Source organism: Ectothiorhodospiraceae bacterium 2226, assembly GCA_013348725.1.
Lineage (GTDB): Bacteria > Pseudomonadota > Gammaproteobacteria.
Map to the genome: position 1 here is coordinate 1027596 of CP054689.1, position 16081 is coordinate 1043676.

A 16081-nucleotide genomic window follows, 5' to 3' on the forward strand; every position below is an offset into this window, starting at 1 on the left:
GCTCTCTCTCCATCGGTGCATCGCGGGTCGCACGTGCTCTCTGATTATGGGGAGGAACTGAACCGGGAGCCAACAGGCGGGTACCGGGAGCTTATGGCGTAGGGCGCTCCAGCGACTACTCCTCCGGCTTGGTCTGCTGCGGGCGCCGCTGCGCGCGCTCCTCCGCTTCGATGCGGTCGAGTTCGGCGTCCATGTCCTCCTCGGAGAGGGGCTGGTAAGCCGGCTCGCCGGGCTCGTCCTCCACCACCGGCGCGAAGCGACTCGACAAAATGACGCCGAGCTCGAACAGGATCCACATCGGTAGGGCCAACAAGGTCTGCGAGATGACGTCCGGCGGCGTGAGCATCATGCCGACCACGAACGCCCCGACGATGACGTAGGGTCGCTTCGCGCGCAGTTGCTCGGGGGTGGTCGCCCCCATGCGCACCAGCAGGATCACCGCGATCGGCACCTCGAAGGCGATGCCGAAGGCAAAGAACATCTTCAGCACGAAGTCGAGGTAACGGCTGATGTCGGTCATCACCGCCACACCCTCCGGGGCGGCGGCCGTCAGGAAGCCGAACACCAGCGGGAACACCGCGAAGTAGGCGAACGCCATGCCCGCGTAGAACAGGATGGCACTCGACACGGCGAGCGGCAGCACGAGACGCCGCTCGCGCTGGTAAAGCCCGGGGGCGACGAAGGCCCACAGTTGGTACAAGAGGTACGGCACGGCGATAAACAGCGCCACCACCAGTGCCAGCTTGAAGGGGGTCAGGAACGGCGAGGCCACCTCGGTGGCGATCATGCTGGAGCCGTGCGGCAAGTGCCGCAGCAGCGGCTCGGCCAGCATGACATAGAGCTGATTGGCGAAGGGGAACAGCGCCAGGAACAGCAGCAACACCACCAGCACGGAGCGTAGCAGGCGGTCGCGCAGTTCCATCAGGTGGGAGACGAAACCCTGCTCCTCCTGAACCTCCTCCGGGCTGGGGCCGGAGTTACTTGGAGCGCTCATCGGTCGATCCGTCCCCCGGCGCGGCGTCCGCATCGTTGCGTGGTGTGTCGGCGTCCGTGGGGCGCGGCGGCCCCTGCGTTCCATCGTCGAAGGATTCCTGGCTCTCGCCCGACCGCGAGGAGGCGCTCGAGACACCGCGGCGCTCCGCCTCGCGACGCGCATCGGCCTCGCGCTGGGCCTCGGCATCCTGCTGGGCGTCGATCGCCTTCACCAGGTAATCCGAGCGCTCGTCCTTGTCCACGGAGCTTTCCAAGATCTTCTTGAGGTCTTCCAGCGCCTTGGCGTCCTTACCCAGCGAGTCGAGGCCGAGCTTGCGGCGCAGTTCGTCCTCGCGCAACTCCTTGTCGATGTCGGCCTTCACGTCCATCACCATGGCGCGCGCCTTGCCCACCCACAGGCCCACGGTCCGGGCGAGCCCGGGCAGGCGCTCGGGTCCCACGACCAGGAGGGCGATGATGCCGATAACCAGCAGCTCAACAAAGCTGACGTCGAACATAAGCCTTCAAGCGCACGCGGCCTCCGGGCGGAGGCCGCGTGGATCGGAGAGGGGCGAAAGTCAGGCCTTGTTCTTTTCCTTCGAGGTGACTTCGCCCTCGATCACGTGGCCGGGGCGCTCATCGATGTGTTCGTTGCGCTCTGCCTTGTTCTCCTCGCCCTCGCGGATCGACTCGCGGAACCCCTTGACCGCCGTGCCCAGGTCACCGCCGAGGTTGCGCAGGCGCTTGGCGCCGAACAGCACCAGCACGATGGCCAGAATGATCAGAAGCTGCCAAACACTGATTCCCATGTCACTACCTCACTCGAAGCCCGGCAGGCTATCCCCGCCGAGCAGATGGATATGCAAGTGGTCGATCATCTGACCGCCCCCCTTGCCGGTATTGATGATGGTGCGAAAGCCTTGCGTCAGGCCCTGTTCACGCGCGACCACCGGTAGCATACGCAGCATATGTGACATAAGACCATCGTGACTGCGGTCCAGTTCAGCGAGGCTCACAATATGCTGACGCGGAACCACCAGCAGATGCACCTGCGCCTTGGGCTGGATGTCGCGAAACACGACGATCTGCTCGTCTTCGAACACCGTATCGGCAGGGATCTTGCCCGCTACGATGCCACAAAAAAGGCAATCCGTCATTTTCTCCCCCGCGCCGCCTTTTCATCGATGCCGGAGAGGCCGAACCGACGCTGCAACTCGTTCAGAACATCCTGCGGCCCCACACCCTGATGGGCCAGCAAGACCAGGGTGTGAAACCACAAGTCCGCGGTTTCACAGACGATTTTGTCGACGTCCCCGTCCTTGGCGGCCATCACCGTCTCGGTGGCCTCTTCCCCGACTTTCTTAAGTATGGCGTCCAGGCCCTTGGCGTACAGCCCCGAGACGTAAGAGGCTTGCGGATCGGCCTGTTTACGCGCCTCCAGCACCTCGGCCAAACGCGCCAGTACGTCGTCCATCACGTCCCTCCGTAGATCTGGGCGGGGTCCTTCAGCACGGGCTCGACGGTCTCCCATCGTCCCTCGTGCAGGCGGCGGTAAAAGCAGCTCGTGCGTCCGGTATGACAGGCGATGCCACCGACCTGCTCGACCTGCAAGACGATCACGTCGGCGTCGCAGTCGAGGCGGATCTCGCGCACCCGCTGCACGTGACCCGACTCCTCGCCCTTGTGCCACAGGCGCTGGCGCGAGCGCGAGTAATACACCGCGCGCCCCTCGCGCGCGGTCAATGCCAACGCCTCGCGGTTCATCCAGGCCAGCATGAGGATGCGGCCGCTAGCGGCGTCTTGGGCGACGGCCGGCACCAGACCCGCCGCATCCCAGCGCACCTCGTCCAGCCACTGCTCGGGGAGAGTGTTCATCGCGACAGAGTAAGGGTTGGCGGATTCGGCTGCAAAACCTACAGCCGCACCGGGATGCCGCGCTCGGCCATGCGGCGCTTGGCCTCGCCGATGGTGTGTTCGCCGAAATGGAAGATGCTGGCGGCCAACACCGCGTCAGCGTGCCCCTCCAGCACACCCTCGACCAGGTGATCGAGGTTGCCCACGCCGCCGGAGGCGATGACCGGCACGCGCACCGCGTCGGACACGGCGCGCGTGAGCTCGAGGTCGAAGCCCTCGCGCGTGCCGTCGCGGTCCATGCTGGTGAGCAGTAACTCGCCGGCACCGTAGTCGACCATGCGTCGCGCCCACTCGACGGCGTCCAGGCCGGTGCCCCGCCGCCCGCCGTGGGTGAAGATCTCCCAGCGTGCCGGCTCGCCGGGTGCGCTGGCGCGCTTGGCATCGAGGGCCACCACGATGCACTGCGAGCCGAAGCGCTCGGCGGCCTCACGCACGAACTCGGGGCGGTTCACCGCGGCGGTGTTGATGCCGACCTTGTCGGCGCCGGCGTTCAGCATGCGGCGGATATCGGCCAACTCGCGAATACCGCCGCCCACCGTGAGCGGGATGAACACCTCGTCCGCCACCGCCTCCACCACGTGAACCATGGTCTCGCGGTCGTCGGAACTGGCGGTGATGTCGAGGAAGGTGATCTCGTCGGCCCCTTCGGCGTCATAGCGGCGCGCGATCTCCACCGGGTCGCCCGCATCGCGGATGTCGACGAACTTGACGCCCTTGACCACCCGCCCGTGATCGACGTCCAGGCACGGGATAATGCGCTTGGCAAGGCTCACGAGCCGTAGGCCCCCGTGTCGGCGCTGTTGTCCCACTCGTCCGACAGGCGCTGCGCCTCGGCGAAGTCCAGCGTGCCCTCGTAGACGGCACGGCCGGTGATGGCGCCGATGATGCCCTCGTCGGCGACCTCGCACAGGGCGCGGATGTCGTCCAGATTGGTGACGCCGCCGGAGGCGATGACCGGGATGGTGATCTCGCGCGCCAGCGCCACCGTAGATTCCACGTTGACCCCGGTCATCATGCCGTCGCGGCCGATGTCGGTGTAGACGATGGCCTCCACGCCGTCGCGCTCGAAGTGCTGCGCCATATCCACCACGTCATGACGCGAAAGCTTGGACCAGCCGTCGATGGCCACCTTGCCGTCCTTGGCGTCCAGGCCGACGATGATGTGGCCCGGGAACTCCAGGCACAGGTCCGCCACGAAGTGCGGCACGTTGATCGCCTTGGTGCCGATGATGACGTAGCTCACACCGGCATCGAGATAGGTCTGTACGGTCTCCGAATCGCGGATCCCCCCGCCCACCTGGAGCGGCACGTCGGGATAGGCCTCGGCGATGCGGTTCACCACGTCGGCATTGACCGGCCGGCCGGCGAAGGCCCCGTCCAGGTCAACGATGTGGATGCGCCGCGCCCCCGCCTCTACCCAACGCCCCGCCACGGCGACGGGATCGTCGGAGAACACGGTGGCGTCGTCCATGCGGCCCTGGCGCAGGCGCACGCACTTGCCGTCCTTCAGGTCGATGGCTGGAATGATCAACATAACGACTCCTCAGGGTCTCCCCTTGGCTGAGCGGCCGATCCGCCTACAAACGCCCATTCCACGACAGGAAGTTGGCATACAGACGCAGGCCGACATGCTGGCTCTTCTCCGGATGAAACTGCACCGCAAAGAGGTTGCCGCGCGCGAGCGCGGCGGCAAAGGGAAAACCATGGTGAGCGGAGCCGGCGACCAACTCCGGGCCGGCCGGCTGCACGAAATAACTGTGCACGAAGTAGAACCGCGCGCCGGGCGGGATGCCCTTCCACAGCGGGTGCGCCATGGTCTGCTGAACCTCGTTCCACCCCATGTGCGGCACCTTGAGGCGCTCGCCGCTGACCGGGTCCACCAGGGCATCGCCGAAGTACTCCACGGCGCCCGGGAGGACGCCGAGACACTCGACGCCGTTGTTCTCGGCGCTGCGCTGCATCAGGGCCTGCATGCCCACGCATACGCCGAGGAACGGCCGATCGGCGGCCACCTCGCGCACCACATCGGTGAGGCCGCGTGCCTGCAGCTCCGCCATGCAGTCGCGCATCGCGCCGACGCCGGGCAGCACCACGCGCTCGGCGCTACGAATGATCCGGGGATCGTCGGTGACGGCAACCTGCACACCGTCGACCCCGGCGTGTTCCAGCGCCTTGGCGACCGAATGCAAATTGCCCATGCCGTAGTCGATGACGGCGACGGTGGACACGCTAGCCCTCGCTTGTGGATGACTCGGACAAGAACACGATAGCCGCTCTTACAGGCTTCCCTTGGTCGAAGGCATCTGACCTTCCATGCGCGGATCGCGCTCGCTGGCGGCCCGCAGGGCGCGCCCGAAGGCCTTGAACACGGTCTCGGCGATGTGGTGTGCGTTGCGCCCGCGCAAGGCGTCGACGTGCAGGGTCACCAGGGCGTGATTGACAAAGCCCTGGAAGAACTCGTGCACCAGATCCACATCGAAGTCCCCAATGCGCGCGCGCGGGAAGTCGACATGGAACTCGAGGCCGGGGCGGCCCGAGAAGTCGATCACCACGCGCGACAGGGCCTCGTCCAGGGGCACGTAGGCGTGCCCGTAACGACGAATGCCCTTCTTGTCGTCGAGCGCTTGCGCCATCGCCTGCCCGAAGGTGATGCCGACGTCCTCCACGGTGTGGTGGGCGTCGATGTGCAGATCGCCGCGGGCCTGCACCCGCAGGTCCATCATCCCGTGACGCGCCACTTGATCCAACATGTGGTCGAGGAAGGGCACGCCGGTGGCGAGGTCCGCGCGGCCGGTGCCGTCCAGGTCGAGCGCGATCTCGACGCTGGTCTCCAGGGTGTCGCGGGTGATGCTGGCGCTGCGCTTGCTCATTGATCCTGTCCACGCTCCCGCCAGTGGGAGCCGACGGGCAGTTTACCTTAACTGCGGCACGGCGAGAAACCGCGCCGCCGGGAGACCCGCGGCGGCACTACTCCTGCGTGACACTCAAGGGCGTGCGCAAGCGATCGAAGTCGCGCGGCGGCACGTACTGCAGGACCTCGCGCCCGCGCGCCTGGGTGAGGATATCGAGCCCCTTGTCGGGATACAGCCAGTGCTCGCGCTCGGCGTCGAGTCGGACCCGCTCCTCGGGCTCGCCGAAGCGCCGCAGCAACAGCGCCGGCTCCAGCTTGGCATAAGACACATAGGCGAGGCTGGCCAGCACCGCGCGGGCGCGCTGGGCGTTGTCGTCCGCTTCCGACAAGGGCATACGCCGCCCGCCGCCGCCGGTGGGCCGCCACTGGCCGGCGCGCTCGTGCAGCGCCTGCAGTTCATCCTGTGGCAGGTCGATGTGTCCCATCACCTGGCCGCTCAGCCCGCTCAGCGTCACCTCGCCGTAATAGACCTCCAGCGCCAGCGTGTCCTCGTCCTGAAACAGCGCTAGACGCGCCCGCTTGCCGAGGATCGCCTCGGCCTCGGCCACGGTGGCGTGCCCAAGGCGCACGCCGAACACCTCGTTGGTGCCGTCGGGATGGACCACGATCTGCCAGGGCAGCAACTGCTCGCCCGCGGGCTGCTCCAGGTCGACCGGCACGCGCCAGACCAACACCAGCAACAGCAGCGCCACCACGCCGAGTCCTGCGACCAGCACCTTCTTCATTGCGCCTCCGGAGGCACTTCCAACCAAAACGTGACCGGCCCGTCGTTCACCAGGCTGACCGCCATATCCGCCCCGAAACGCCCCTGCGCGCAGCGCACCGGCGCCGCCGCGGCACGCGTCAGCAGGTAATCGAACAGGCGCCGGCCCTCGGCGGGCGCTGCCGCGGGGGTAAAGCTCGGGCGCGTACCCTTGGCCGTGTCGGCCGCCAGCGTGAACTGCGGCACCCATAACACGGCGCCCTCGACATCCCGCACCGACAGGTTCATGCGACCCTCGTCATCGGGAAACACGCGGTAACCGAGCACCCGCTCGAGCAGGCGCTCGGCTTGACGCTCGCCGTCGCCGCGCTGCACGCCGACCAGCGCCAGCAGCCCGCGCTCGATAGCCGCCACGCGCTCGCCCGCCACCTCGACGGCGGCCTCACGGACGCGCTGCAACAGAGCAATCACGCCTCGGCCGCGAACCGGTCGGTGGCGCGCACGAGGACGTCGACGATGCCCGGTTCGCTGGCCGAGTGACCCGCATCGGGCACCACCACCAGCTCGGCGCGCGGCCAGGCCTTGTGCAGCGCCCAGGCGCTCTCCATCGGACACACGACGTCGTAGCGCCCCTGCACGATCACACCGGGGATGTCCGCCAGGCGCAGGGCATCGCGCAGCAGCTGATCGGGCGCGAGGAAGCTGTCGTTCAAAAAGTAGTGGCACTCGATGCGCGCCAGACTGAGCGCGGTGTAAGGCTTGTCGAAGTGATCCTGCACCGCGCGGCTGCCGCGCAGCGTGGAGGTGGCGCCCTCCCAGTGCGACCAGGCCTTGGCGGCCTGCATGCGCGCCAGCTCGTTGTCTGAGGTCAACCGCCGATGGTAGGCCGGCACCAAGGCCTCGCGCTCGCCTTCGGGGATAGGGGCGATAAAATCCTCCCAGGCGTCGGGAAAAATGCGACTCGCCCCATCCTGATAGAACCAGTCTATTTCGCGCGGGCGACACAAAAATATGCCGCGCAGCACCAGGGCGCGCACCCGCTCAGGGTGCGTCTGCGCATACAGGAGACTGAGCGTGGAGCCCCAGGAACCGCCGAACAGCACCCAGCGATCGATGCCCAGGTGCGTACGGATGCGTTCCATGTCGGCCACCAACGCCTGGCTGGTGTTACCGGCGAGTTCGGCGTGCGGCGTGGAGCGTCCGCAGCCGCGCTGATCGAACAGCACGATGCGGTAGCGCTCGGGATCGAAAAAGCGCCGGTGGTAGGGTTCGCAGCCCGCGCCGGGCCCGCCGTGCACGAACAGTACCGGAATGCCATGCGGATTCCCGCTCTCCTCCACGTGCAGCTCGTGCGGCGGCTCCACCGCCAGCGTGTGCTGCACGTACGGCACGATCTCCGGATACAGTTGGCGCACGAATCCTCCCTAGTTCGGCGCGGTCCGGCTTAGCCGGCCGCCGCGCGCGAGGCGCGTTTGCGCTCGTGCTCGAGCAACAGTTTCTTGCGCAGCCGGATCGCCTTGGGGGTGACCTCGACCAACTCGTCGTCGTCGATGAACTCCAGCGCCTGCTCCAGGGTCATGCGGATCGGCGGCGTGAGCAGGATGTTCTCATCGCTGCCGGCCGCGCGAATGTTGGTGAGTTGCTTGGCCTTCAACGGGTTGACCACCAGGTCGTTGTCGCGCACGTGCAGGCCGATGACCATGCCCTCGTAGACTTCGTCGCCGGGGGCGATGAACATGCGCCCGCGCTCCTGCAGGTTGAACAGCGCATAGCCCAGCGCCTTGCCGGCGCCGTTGGCGATCAGCACGCCGTTGTTGCGCTGGCCGTAATCGCCGCGCTTGTAGGGGCCATAGTGGTCGAACACGGTGTAGATCAGGCCGCCGCCCTGCGTGGCGCTCAGAAACTCGGTACGCAACCCGATCAGGCCGCGGGCGGGAGCGATGTAGTCGAGGCGCACGCGGCCCTGACCATCGGGCACCATGTTGGTGAGCTCGCCGCCGCGCGCGCCGAGCAATTCCATCACGTTGCCCTGGTGGGCGTCCTCGATGTCGATCACCACCTGCTCGAAGGGCTCCTCGAGCTGGCCGTCGACCTCGCGAGTGATGACCTCTGGACGCGACACGCCGAGCTCGTAGCCCTCGCGGCGCATATTCTCGATCAACACGCCGAGGTGCAGCTCGCCGCGCCCGGAGACGCGAAACTTGTCCGGGTCGTCGGTTTCGGCCACGCGCAGCGCGACGTTATGCAGCAGCTCGCGCTCCAGGCGGTCACGGATCTGACGCGAGGTGACGAACTTGCCGTCGCGCCCGGCGAAGGGCGAGTTGTTGACCTGGAAGGTCATCGTGACGGTGGGCTCGTCCACCGCCAGCGGCGGCAGGGCCTCGACGTGGGTGGGATCGCACAGGGTATCGGAGATGTGCAGGTCGTCGATGCCGGTGAAGGTGACGATGTCCCCCGCCTGCGCCTCCGGCAGTTCGACGCGCTCCAGGCCGTGAAAGCCCATCACCTGCAGAAGGCGCGCGTTGCGCCGGCGCCCGTCGCGATCGACCAGCACCACCGGGCTGTTGGCCTTGATGCGCCCGCGCTGGATGCGCCCGATGCCCATCACGCCGACGTAGCTGTTGTAGTCCAGCGAGGAAACCTGCAGCTGGAACGGCCCATCGAGGTCAACCGGCGGCTCGGGCGCGTACTTCACGATGGCCTCGAACAGCGGCGTCATGTCGCCCTCGCGCACCTCGGAATCGAGACCTGCATAACCTTGCAGACCGGAGGCGTACACCACCGGGAAGTCGAGCTGCTCTTCGGTCGCGCCGAGGCGGTCGAACAGGTCGAAGGTCTGATCCAGTACCCAAGCGGGACGTGCGCCGGGGCGGTCGATCTTGTTGATCACCACGATCGGACGCAGCCCCCGTTCCAGCGCCTTCTGGGTCACGAAGCGGGTCTGCGGCATGGGCCCGTCCACCGCGTCCACCAGCAGCAGGACCGAGTCGACCATGTTCATCACACGCTCGACCTCGCCGCCGAAATCGGCGTGGCCGGGGGTGTCCACGATGTTGATGCGCCACTCGCGCCAGCGCAGGCCCGTGTTCTTGGCCAGGATGGTGATGCCGCGCTCCTTCTCCAGGTCGTTGGAGTCCATCACGCGCTCGACGGGCGTGAAGCGCTCGCCGAAGGTGCCGGACTGCTGGAGGAGCTTGTCGACGAGCGTGGTCTTGCCGTGGTCGACGTGGGCGATGATGGCGATATTGCGAAGGTTCTGGATCACGAGGAGCTACCGCGGAGGAAGGGTCAGCCGAGCATTATACCAATTTGGCGGGACAAACGTCAGGTGCCGGTTCAGTGCGGACGATCACAAGCGCCGTTCAGAGCTCGATCATCTCGAAGTCGGACTTGGCGGCGCCGCAGTCGGGACACACCCAGGTGTCGGGCACGTCTTCCCAGCGCGTACCGGGCGCAAGGCCCTCTTCGGGCGCGCCCGCCTCCTCCTCGTACACCCAACCGCACACCACGCACATCCAGGTTTTCATGTCACCTCCTCCGTTGAGGGCGAAATTCTGGCAGCGCCCGCCCCGCCTGTGAAGCCCCGCGCGCGCGCCGAAAGCGGTGTAAAATTGTGGCAGACAACGAGTGCGAGCCATGACCCAACACCACGCCCGCGTGCCGGCGGTAATGAGCTTCGCCGGCAACGACCCGACCGGCGGCGCCGGCATCCAGGCCGACATCGAGACCATCATCAGCATGGGCTGCCACGCGGCCCCGGTGATCACCGCCCTGACCGTCCAAGACACCCGCAACGTGGTGGAGGTACGGCCTGTGGACGCCGCGCTGGTGGTCGAGCAGGCCCGCGCGGTCCTGCTCGACGTGCCGATCGCCTGTTTCAAGATCGGCCTCATCGGCAGCGCCGAAAACGCCAGCGCCATCCACACGCTGCTGCTGGACCACCCCGAGATCCCGGTGGTGTTCGACCCGGTGCTCGCGGCCGGCGGCGGCCGCCCGCTGGCCGACGACGTGCTGATGGACGCAATCACCGCCCTGCTGCTGCCGCTCACCACCATCCTCACCCCCAACAGCCTGGAGGCCCGCCGCCTCGCGCCCGAGGCGGACACCCTGGACGCCTGCGCGCAGGAACTGCAGGCGACCGGCTGCGAGTTCGTGCTCATCACCGGCACACATGAGCGCGGCGACCCGGTGGTAAATACCTTCTACGGCAACCACAGGCGCCTCGAGTCCTTCCAGTGGGACCGCCTGCCGCACAGTTATCACGGCTCGGGCTGCACCCTCGCCTCGGCCATTGCCGGGCTGCTCGCGCAGGGGCTGGAGCCGCTCGCGGCGGTGCACGAGGCGCAGGAGTATACCTACCGCACGCTGGAGCATGCCTACGCGGCCGGGCAGGGCCAACTGCTGCCCAACCGCCTGTTCTGGGCACGCGGCGACGAGGAAGCGGGGGACGGCGAACCTTGATCGCGCTGCAGGGGCTGTATGTCGTCACGCCCGAACTGGCGGACGACGAGCGGCTGAGCGCGCTGGTATCCGCCGCCCTGGCGGGCGGCGCCCGCGCCGTCCAGTACCGCGCCAAACACCTGCCGCCCGCCCAGCGGCAGCGCCAGGCCGCGCAACTGGCCGCGCTCTGCCGCCGCGCCGCCGCGCTGTTCATCGTCAACGACGATGCGGACCTGGCCGCCGCCGTGGGCGCCGATGGGGTGCACATCGGGCGCGAGGATGCGGCCATCGCGCGCGCCCGTGCCCGCCTGCCCCACGGCCTCATCGGCGTGTCCTGCTACAACCGTCTGGACCTCGCCCAGGCGGCCCAGGCCGCCGGCGCCGATTACGTGGCCTTCGGCCGCTTCTTCCCGTCGCGCACCAAGCCCGATGCCGTGCAGGCGGACCCGGCGCTGCTGCGCGAGGCGCGTGCGGTGCTGAGGGTACCGCCGGGGAAACCGCAGGGGGTGCCGCTGGTTGCGATCGGGGGCATCACCGCCGAGAATGGGCGGCGCCTGGTGGAGGCCGGGGCCGACATGCTGGCGGTGATCGACGGGGTGTTCGGCCGACCCGACGTGGAAGCCGCCGCGCGCGCCCTCGCCGCGCTGTTTCCGGCGCCGCCACCTCCGTAGCCGGCCGCCCGAGGCCCGGGCGGCGGACCCCTAACCACACAACCCAGCAAGGAGCCCATCATGAGCCGGTCCCAGGAGCTGTTCGAGCGCGCCCAGCGCGTCATCCCCGGCGGCGTGAATTCGCCGGTGCGCGCCTTTCGCGGCGTGGGCGGCGACCCGCTGTTCTTCGCGCGCGGCGAAGGCCCCTACCTGTGGGACGAAGACGGGCGCCGCTACGCCGATTACGTGGGCTCCTGGGGGCCGCTGATCCTCGGCCACGCCCACCCCGAGGTGGTGCGCGCGGTGCAGGAGGCGGCCGCCAAGGGCCTCGGCTTCGGGGCGCCCACCGCGATCGAGACCGAGGTGGCCGAGACCGTGACCGCGCTGGTTCCCTCCATGGAACTGGTGCGCATGGTCAGCTCCGGCACCGAAGCCACCATGACGGCCATTCGACTGGCGCGCGGCTACACCGGGCGCGACGCCATCGTAAAGTTCGAGGGCTGCTATCACGGTCACGCCGACTCACTGCTGGTCAAGGCGGGCTCGGGCGCGCTCACGCTCGGCATCCCCACCTCGCCCGGGGTGCCGGCCGACCTCGCGCGCCACACCCTGACCCTGGACTACAACGACCTCGAGCAGGTGCGCCGCGTGTTCGCCGAGATGGGCGACAAGATCGCCGCCATCATCGTCGAACCGGTGGCGGGCAATATGAACTGCATTCCGCCGGCGGAGGGTTTCCTGGAAGGCCTGCGCGCGGTGTGCGACGAGCACGGCGCCGTACTCATCTTCGATGAAGTAATGACCGGCTTCCGGGTGGCGCTCGGCGGCGCGCAGGCGCGGTACGGCGTGCGCCCCGACCTCACCACGCTCGGCAAGGTGCTGGGCGGCGGCCTCGCGGTGGCGGCCTTTGGCGGACGCCGCGAGATCATGGAGCACATCGCCCCACTCGGGCCGGTCTATCAGGCGGGCACGCTGTCGGGGAACCCGGTGGCCATGGCCGCCGGGCTCGCCACCCTGCGCGCGATTCAGCAGGCCGGTTTCTACGACCGCCTCAGCCTGCTCGCGGCGCGCCTGGTGGACGGCGTGCTCGCGCAGGCCCGCGCGGCGGGCATACCAATGAGCGGCGTGGCGGTGGGCGGCATGTTCGGGCTGTTCTTCACCGAGGCCGAGGCCGTGCGCTCGTTCAAGGAAGCCACCGCCTGCGACGTGGAGCGGTTCAAGGCCTTCTTCCACGGCATGCTGGAGGAAGGGGTGTACCTCGCGCCCTCGGCCTTCGAGGCGGGCTTCGTGTCCAGCGCCCACACCGAGTCGGTGATCGACGAGACCATCGAGGCGGCCGGGCGCGTGCTGCGCACGCTCGCCGACGCCTGAGGCGCGGCGCACCTCCGCCCGGCGGCTAGTCGCCGCCCGCGGTCAGCGCGTTCAGCAGCGATTCGCGCTCGTCCGCGGCAAGCGCGGCGCCCGCATAGGCCGCCAGGCTCGCCGCAGCGTCGGCCCGCCGCCCGCGCGGCGGCACCAAGCGCACGGCCGGCAGCGCACGCACCAGCAACGCCTGCGCCACGCGCTCGGCGCGCAGCTCCAGCTCCGCGAGGCGCCGGCGCAGGGCGGCGACACGCGCATCGTGCGCGGCGGCGGGCTTGAGGCGCCGCCGCGCGGCGCGCAGCGGCGCGAGCACCGCGTGTCGCCAGGGCGCGGCAGCACTCTCCAAGTGCCGCGCCGCCGCGGCATCCAGCGACCCACGTCCGCGCATCGCCAGCCAGCCGCACAGCAGCAGGAGGTTCACATCCAGGCCCGCCTCGTCCTGCAGACGCAGGCAGCTGTCGGCGACACCGGGGCGGGCGTAAACGTCGAGCGAGTAGTCCCAGAACGAGGCCGCCAGTTCGTCGGCTTCGGCCTCAGCGGCGGATGGCGAGTTCACGCAGCATCTCCGCCAGCCGGTCGAGGCGCTCCAGCGGGTCGCTGAGTTGCAGCAGATACTGCTTCTGGGAAAGCGGCAGGGGCAGGAGTTCGCAGAGGCGGCCGCCCACCCAGCCGGCATCGTCGAGCCGCTGTGGACGGGTGGTGTGGGGTGGTCCAAGTTGGGCCATGATCTCGCGCAGGAAATCGGCCAGCGGCTGATGCTTCTCCGGCAGGGCGGCGGCCGGCTCGTTCTCGATCAGCGCCACGCGCGCCACGGTCACCTGATTGGTGCGCACTTCCTGATCCAGGATGCGAAAGCGCTGCTCCCCCACCGCGGTGACGCCGAGCAGTCCGTCCTTACGCTTGTGCCAATAAGAGATCCGGCTGAGGGTACCCACCTCATAGGCCTTGGCCGCCGGCCCCACCTCCGAGCCCTCGCGGATCAGACACACGCCGAAGCCGCACTCGGTGCGCAGGCACTCGCTGATCATGTCGAGATAACGCGACTCGAAGATGCGCAGCGGCAGTGCCCCTTCCGGGAACAAGACCGCGTGCAGCGGGAACAGCGGAATGGTCGTTTCACTCATGTGCGGCATACCCCCAGCGTCCTACCAGGTCGTGCGTCACTCCGAGGTGGTCCAGTATGCGCGCCACCACGAAGTCCACCAAGTCGCTCACCGCTTCCGGTCGGTGATAAAAACCGGGCGCGGCCGGCAGTATGATCGCGCCCATATGCGCCAGCTTCGCCATGTTCTCCAGGTGGATGGCCGACAGCGGCGTCTCGCGCGGCACCAGGATCAGCGGCCGGCGCTCCTTGAGCATCACGTCCGCCGCGCGCTCGATGAGGTTGTTGCTCGCGCCGCAGGCGATGGCCGACAGGGTGCCGGTCGAGCACGGACAGACCACGAGCGCGGCGGGCGGGTTGGAGCCGCTGGCCACCGGCGCGGTCCACTGGTCACGGCCGAAGACCTCCAGTTGGCCCTCGGCCGCCCCCAGACGCTCGGCGAGCACGGCCTGCATAGCCTGCGGCCGCCCGGGCAGCGTGAGATCGGTCTCGGTCGCGAACACGATCTGGGCCGGCGCCGAGGCCATGAAATAGACTCGCCGCCCCGCCTGCACCAGGCATTCGAGCAGACGCAAGGCGTAAGGGGCACCCGAGGCGCCGGTCGCGGCCACTGCCACCGGCGCCTCGGCGCTGGCCGACGGCACGGTCATGCGGACGTCACCGCCCCGGCCACCCGCGCCTTCAGCGCCGCGAGCAGGCGCTCGTGCACCCCGCCAAAGGCGCCGTTGCTCATGACGACGATGTGGTCGTCGGGCCCCGCCCCGTCCACCACCGCCGCCACCAGGGCGTCGACGCTGTCGTGCACCTGGGCGGCCTCGCCGAGGGCCTGCGCGACGCCCTCCAACGACCAACCCAGATCAGGCGGGGCGTACAGGAACACCGCGTCGGCCTCGCGCAGCGAGTCCGCCAGGCTGTCCTTGTGCACGCCCATGCGCATGGTGTTGGAGCGCGGCTCCAGCAGGGCCACCAGGCGACGCGCGGGTGCCCGGCGACGCAGGCCCTGCAGGGTCGTTGCGATGGCGGTGGGGTGATGCGCGAAGTCGTCGTACACGGCCACGCCGCCGATCTCGCCGCGCAACTCCAGACGCCGCTTGACGCTCTCGAAGCGCCCGAGGGCGGCGCAGCCCTGCTCGATCGCGACGCCCGCGTGGCGGGCGGCCAGCAGGGCGTGCAGCGCGTTCTGCACGTTGTGCGCGCCGAGCAGCCCCCAGCGCACCGTGCCGTGCGGCTGTTCGCCCTGCCACACCTCGAACGCGCTGCCGTCGGGCTGGGTGAGACGGGCATGCCAGCCGCCCGGGTCGCCGCTGCGCTCGACCGGCGTCCAGCAGCCTTCGGCCAACACCTGGTCGAGGGCCGGGTCGTCGTGCGGGGCGATAATGAGCCCGCTGCCCGGCACCGTGCGCACCAAGTGGTGGAACTGGCGTTGGATGGCGGCGAGGTCGGGAAAGATATCGGCGTGATCGAACTCGAGGTTGTTCAGCACCGCGGTACGCGGGCGGTAGTGCACGAACTTGGAGCGCTTGTCGAAAAACGCGGTGTCGTACTCATCGGCCTCCACCACGAAGAACGGCGTGTCGCCAAGCCGCGCCGAGACCCCGAAGTTGCGCGGCACGCCGCCGATCAGGAAGCCCGGCGCGAGGCCGGCATCTTCCAGTATCCAGGCCAGCATACTACTGGTGGTGGTCTTGCCGTGCGTGCCGGCCACCGCCAGCACCCAGCGCTCGGCGAGCACGTGGTCGGCCAGGAATGCCGGCCCCGACGTATAGCGTAAGCCGCGATCCAGCACGTGTTCGACCGCCGGATTGCCGCGCGACAGGGCGTTGCCGATGACCACCAGATCAGGCGCGGGCTCCAGGTGCGCCGGCTCGTATCCCGACGAGACGTCGATGCCCTGCTCGGCCAGCAGCGTGCTCATGGGCGGATAGACGTTGGCGTCGGACCCAGTGACCCGGTGCCCGAGGGCGCGCGCCAGCAGGGCGGCGCCCCCCATGAAGGTGCCGCATATGCCGAGGATGTGGATGTGCATG

Annotated in this window: 22 protein-coding genes; 3 read left to right on the forward strand and 19 right to left on the reverse strand. The window is 68.7% G+C overall.

Annotated features, from left to right (window positions below):
* Positions 1 to 115: 115 nt before the first annotated feature.
* The 15 genes from tatC to HUS23_04935 all read right to left on the reverse strand — a co-directional run bounded on the left by tatC (position 116) and on the right by HUS23_04935 (position 10027).
* On the reverse strand, positions 116 to 994 hold the full coding sequence (tatC, locus tag HUS23_04865) for a twin-arginine translocase subunit TatC (GenBank protein QKT03180.1): 879 nt from the start codon (positions 992 to 994) through the stop codon (positions 116 to 118).
* Positions 978 to 1490, reverse strand: a complete 513-nt coding sequence (gene tatB / locus HUS23_04870; GenBank protein QKT03181.1) for a twin-arginine translocase subunit TatB — start codon at positions 1488 to 1490, stop codon at positions 978 to 980. The genes tatC and tatB overlap by 17 nt, the downstream gene beginning before the upstream one ends.
* Before the next feature lie 60 nt (positions 1491 to 1550).
* Positions 1551 to 1781, reverse strand: coding sequence for a twin-arginine translocase TatA/TatE family subunit (gene tatA, locus HUS23_04875; protein QKT03182.1), 231 nt, complete (start codon positions 1779 to 1781; stop codon positions 1551 to 1553).
* A 9-nt stretch (positions 1782 to 1790) separates the two neighbouring features.
* Positions 1791 to 2129, reverse strand: a complete 339-nt coding sequence (locus HUS23_04880) for a histidine triad nucleotide-binding protein (protein QKT03183.1) — start codon at positions 2127 to 2129, stop codon at positions 1791 to 1793.
* Positions 2126 to 2446, reverse strand: a complete 321-nt coding sequence (locus HUS23_04885; GenBank protein QKT03184.1) for a phosphoribosyl-ATP diphosphatase — start codon at positions 2444 to 2446, stop codon at positions 2126 to 2128. The genes HUS23_04880 and HUS23_04885 overlap by 4 nt, the downstream gene beginning before the upstream one ends.
* Complete coding sequence (gene hisI / locus HUS23_04890; protein QKT03185.1) at positions 2446 to 2847, reverse strand: phosphoribosyl-AMP cyclohydrolase; 402 nt, start codon at positions 2845 to 2847, stop codon at positions 2446 to 2448. Before hisI ends, HUS23_04885 begins: the two co-directional genes overlap by 1 nt.
* A 38-nt stretch (positions 2848 to 2885) precedes the next feature.
* Complete coding sequence (gene hisF, locus HUS23_04895; GenBank protein ID QKT03186.1) at positions 2886 to 3659, reverse strand: imidazole glycerol phosphate synthase subunit HisF; 774 nt, start codon at positions 3657 to 3659, stop codon at positions 2886 to 2888.
* Complete coding sequence (gene hisA, locus HUS23_04900; protein ID QKT03187.1) at positions 3656 to 4420, reverse strand: 1-(5-phosphoribosyl)-5-[(5-phosphoribosylamino)methylideneamino]imidazole-4-carboxamide isomerase; 765 nt, start codon at positions 4418 to 4420, stop codon at positions 3656 to 3658. Before hisA ends, hisF begins: the two co-directional genes overlap by 4 nt.
* Positions 4421 to 4463: 43 nt before the next feature.
* The gene (gene hisH, locus HUS23_04905) at positions 4464 to 5114 is read right to left on the reverse strand and encodes an imidazole glycerol phosphate synthase subunit HisH (protein ID QKT03188.1); all 651 of its coding nucleotides are present in this window, start codon (positions 5112 to 5114) and stop codon (positions 4464 to 4466) included.
* A gap of 48 nt (positions 5115 to 5162) precedes the next feature.
* On the reverse strand, positions 5163 to 5756 hold the full coding sequence (hisB, locus tag HUS23_04910; GenBank protein ID QKT03189.1) for an imidazoleglycerol-phosphate dehydratase HisB: 594 nt from the start codon (positions 5754 to 5756) through the stop codon (positions 5163 to 5165).
* Between the two features lie 97 nt (positions 5757 to 5853).
* Positions 5854 to 6522 carry a hypothetical protein gene (locus HUS23_04915; GenBank protein ID QKT03190.1) on the reverse strand — a complete coding sequence of 223 codons (669 nt, stop codon included), beginning with the start codon at positions 6520 to 6522 and terminating at the stop codon, positions 5854 to 5856.
* Positions 6519 to 6971 (reverse strand): D-tyrosyl-tRNA(Tyr) deacylase, encoded by a 453-nt coding sequence (locus HUS23_04920; GenBank protein QKT03191.1) that lies wholly within the window; start codon positions 6969 to 6971, stop codon positions 6519 to 6521. Before HUS23_04920 ends, HUS23_04915 begins: the two co-directional genes overlap by 4 nt.
* Positions 6968 to 7915 carry a prolyl aminopeptidase gene (gene pip / locus HUS23_04925; GenBank protein QKT03192.1) on the reverse strand — a complete coding sequence of 316 codons (948 nt, stop codon included), beginning with the start codon at positions 7913 to 7915 and terminating at the stop codon, positions 6968 to 6970. Before pip ends, HUS23_04920 begins: the two co-directional genes overlap by 4 nt.
* Positions 7916 to 7944: 29 nt before the next feature.
* Positions 7945 to 9765 (reverse strand): translational GTPase TypA, encoded by a 1821-nt coding sequence (gene typA / locus HUS23_04930; protein QKT03193.1) that lies wholly within the window; start codon positions 9763 to 9765, stop codon positions 7945 to 7947.
* Positions 9766 to 9862: 97 nt separating this feature from the next.
* Complete coding sequence (locus tag HUS23_04935; GenBank protein QKT03194.1) at positions 9863 to 10027, reverse strand: rubredoxin; 165 nt, start codon at positions 10025 to 10027, stop codon at positions 9863 to 9865.
* Between the two features lie 109 nt (positions 10028 to 10136).
* On the opposite strand from HUS23_04935, the gene HUS23_04940 reads away from it, so the two are divergent.
* The 3 genes from HUS23_04940 to hemL are packed head-to-tail and all read left to right on the forward strand — an operon-like array spanning position 10137 to position 12961.
* The gene (locus HUS23_04940) at positions 10137 to 10961 is read left to right on the forward strand and encodes a hydroxymethylpyrimidine/phosphomethylpyrimidine kinase (protein QKT03195.1); all 825 of its coding nucleotides are present in this window, start codon (positions 10137 to 10139) and stop codon (positions 10959 to 10961) included.
* Positions 10958 to 11611 carry a thiamine phosphate synthase gene (locus tag HUS23_04945; GenBank protein ID QKT03196.1) on the forward strand — a complete coding sequence of 218 codons (654 nt, stop codon included), beginning with the start codon at positions 10958 to 10960 and terminating at the stop codon, positions 11609 to 11611. The genes HUS23_04940 and HUS23_04945 overlap by 4 nt, the downstream gene beginning before the upstream one ends.
* Positions 11612 to 11671: 60 nt before the next feature.
* A complete protein-coding gene (gene hemL / locus HUS23_04950; protein ID QKT03197.1) occupies positions 11672 to 12961 on the forward strand; it encodes a glutamate-1-semialdehyde 2,1-aminomutase in 1290 nt (429 codons plus the stop codon).
* A 25-nt stretch (positions 12962 to 12986) separates the two neighbouring features.
* Here hemL and HUS23_04955 read toward each other — a convergent pair whose 3' ends face one another.
* From HUS23_04955 to mpl, 4 genes are read right to left on the reverse strand one after another with little or no spacing between them, the layout of a single operon-like run.
* The gene (locus tag HUS23_04955) at positions 12987 to 13508 is read right to left on the reverse strand and encodes a TIGR02444 family protein (GenBank protein ID QKT03198.1); all 522 of its coding nucleotides are present in this window, start codon (positions 13506 to 13508) and stop codon (positions 12987 to 12989) included.
* Positions 13486 to 14076, reverse strand: a complete 591-nt coding sequence (locus HUS23_04960) for an LON peptidase substrate-binding domain-containing protein (GenBank protein ID QKT03199.1) — start codon at positions 14074 to 14076, stop codon at positions 13486 to 13488. The genes HUS23_04955 and HUS23_04960 overlap by 23 nt, the downstream gene beginning before the upstream one ends.
* Entirely contained in the window at positions 14069 to 14704 is a 636-nt protein-coding gene (locus tag HUS23_04965) for a UbiX family flavin prenyltransferase (GenBank protein ID QKT03200.1), read from the reverse strand. The genes HUS23_04960 and HUS23_04965 overlap by 8 nt, the downstream gene beginning before the upstream one ends.
* Positions 14701 to 16080 (reverse strand): UDP-N-acetylmuramate:L-alanyl-gamma-D-glutamyl-meso-diaminopimelate ligase, encoded by a 1380-nt coding sequence (gene mpl, locus HUS23_04970; GenBank protein ID QKT03201.1) that lies wholly within the window; start codon positions 16078 to 16080, stop codon positions 14701 to 14703. Before mpl ends, HUS23_04965 begins: the two co-directional genes overlap by 4 nt.
* Position 16081 lies beyond the last annotated feature (1 nt).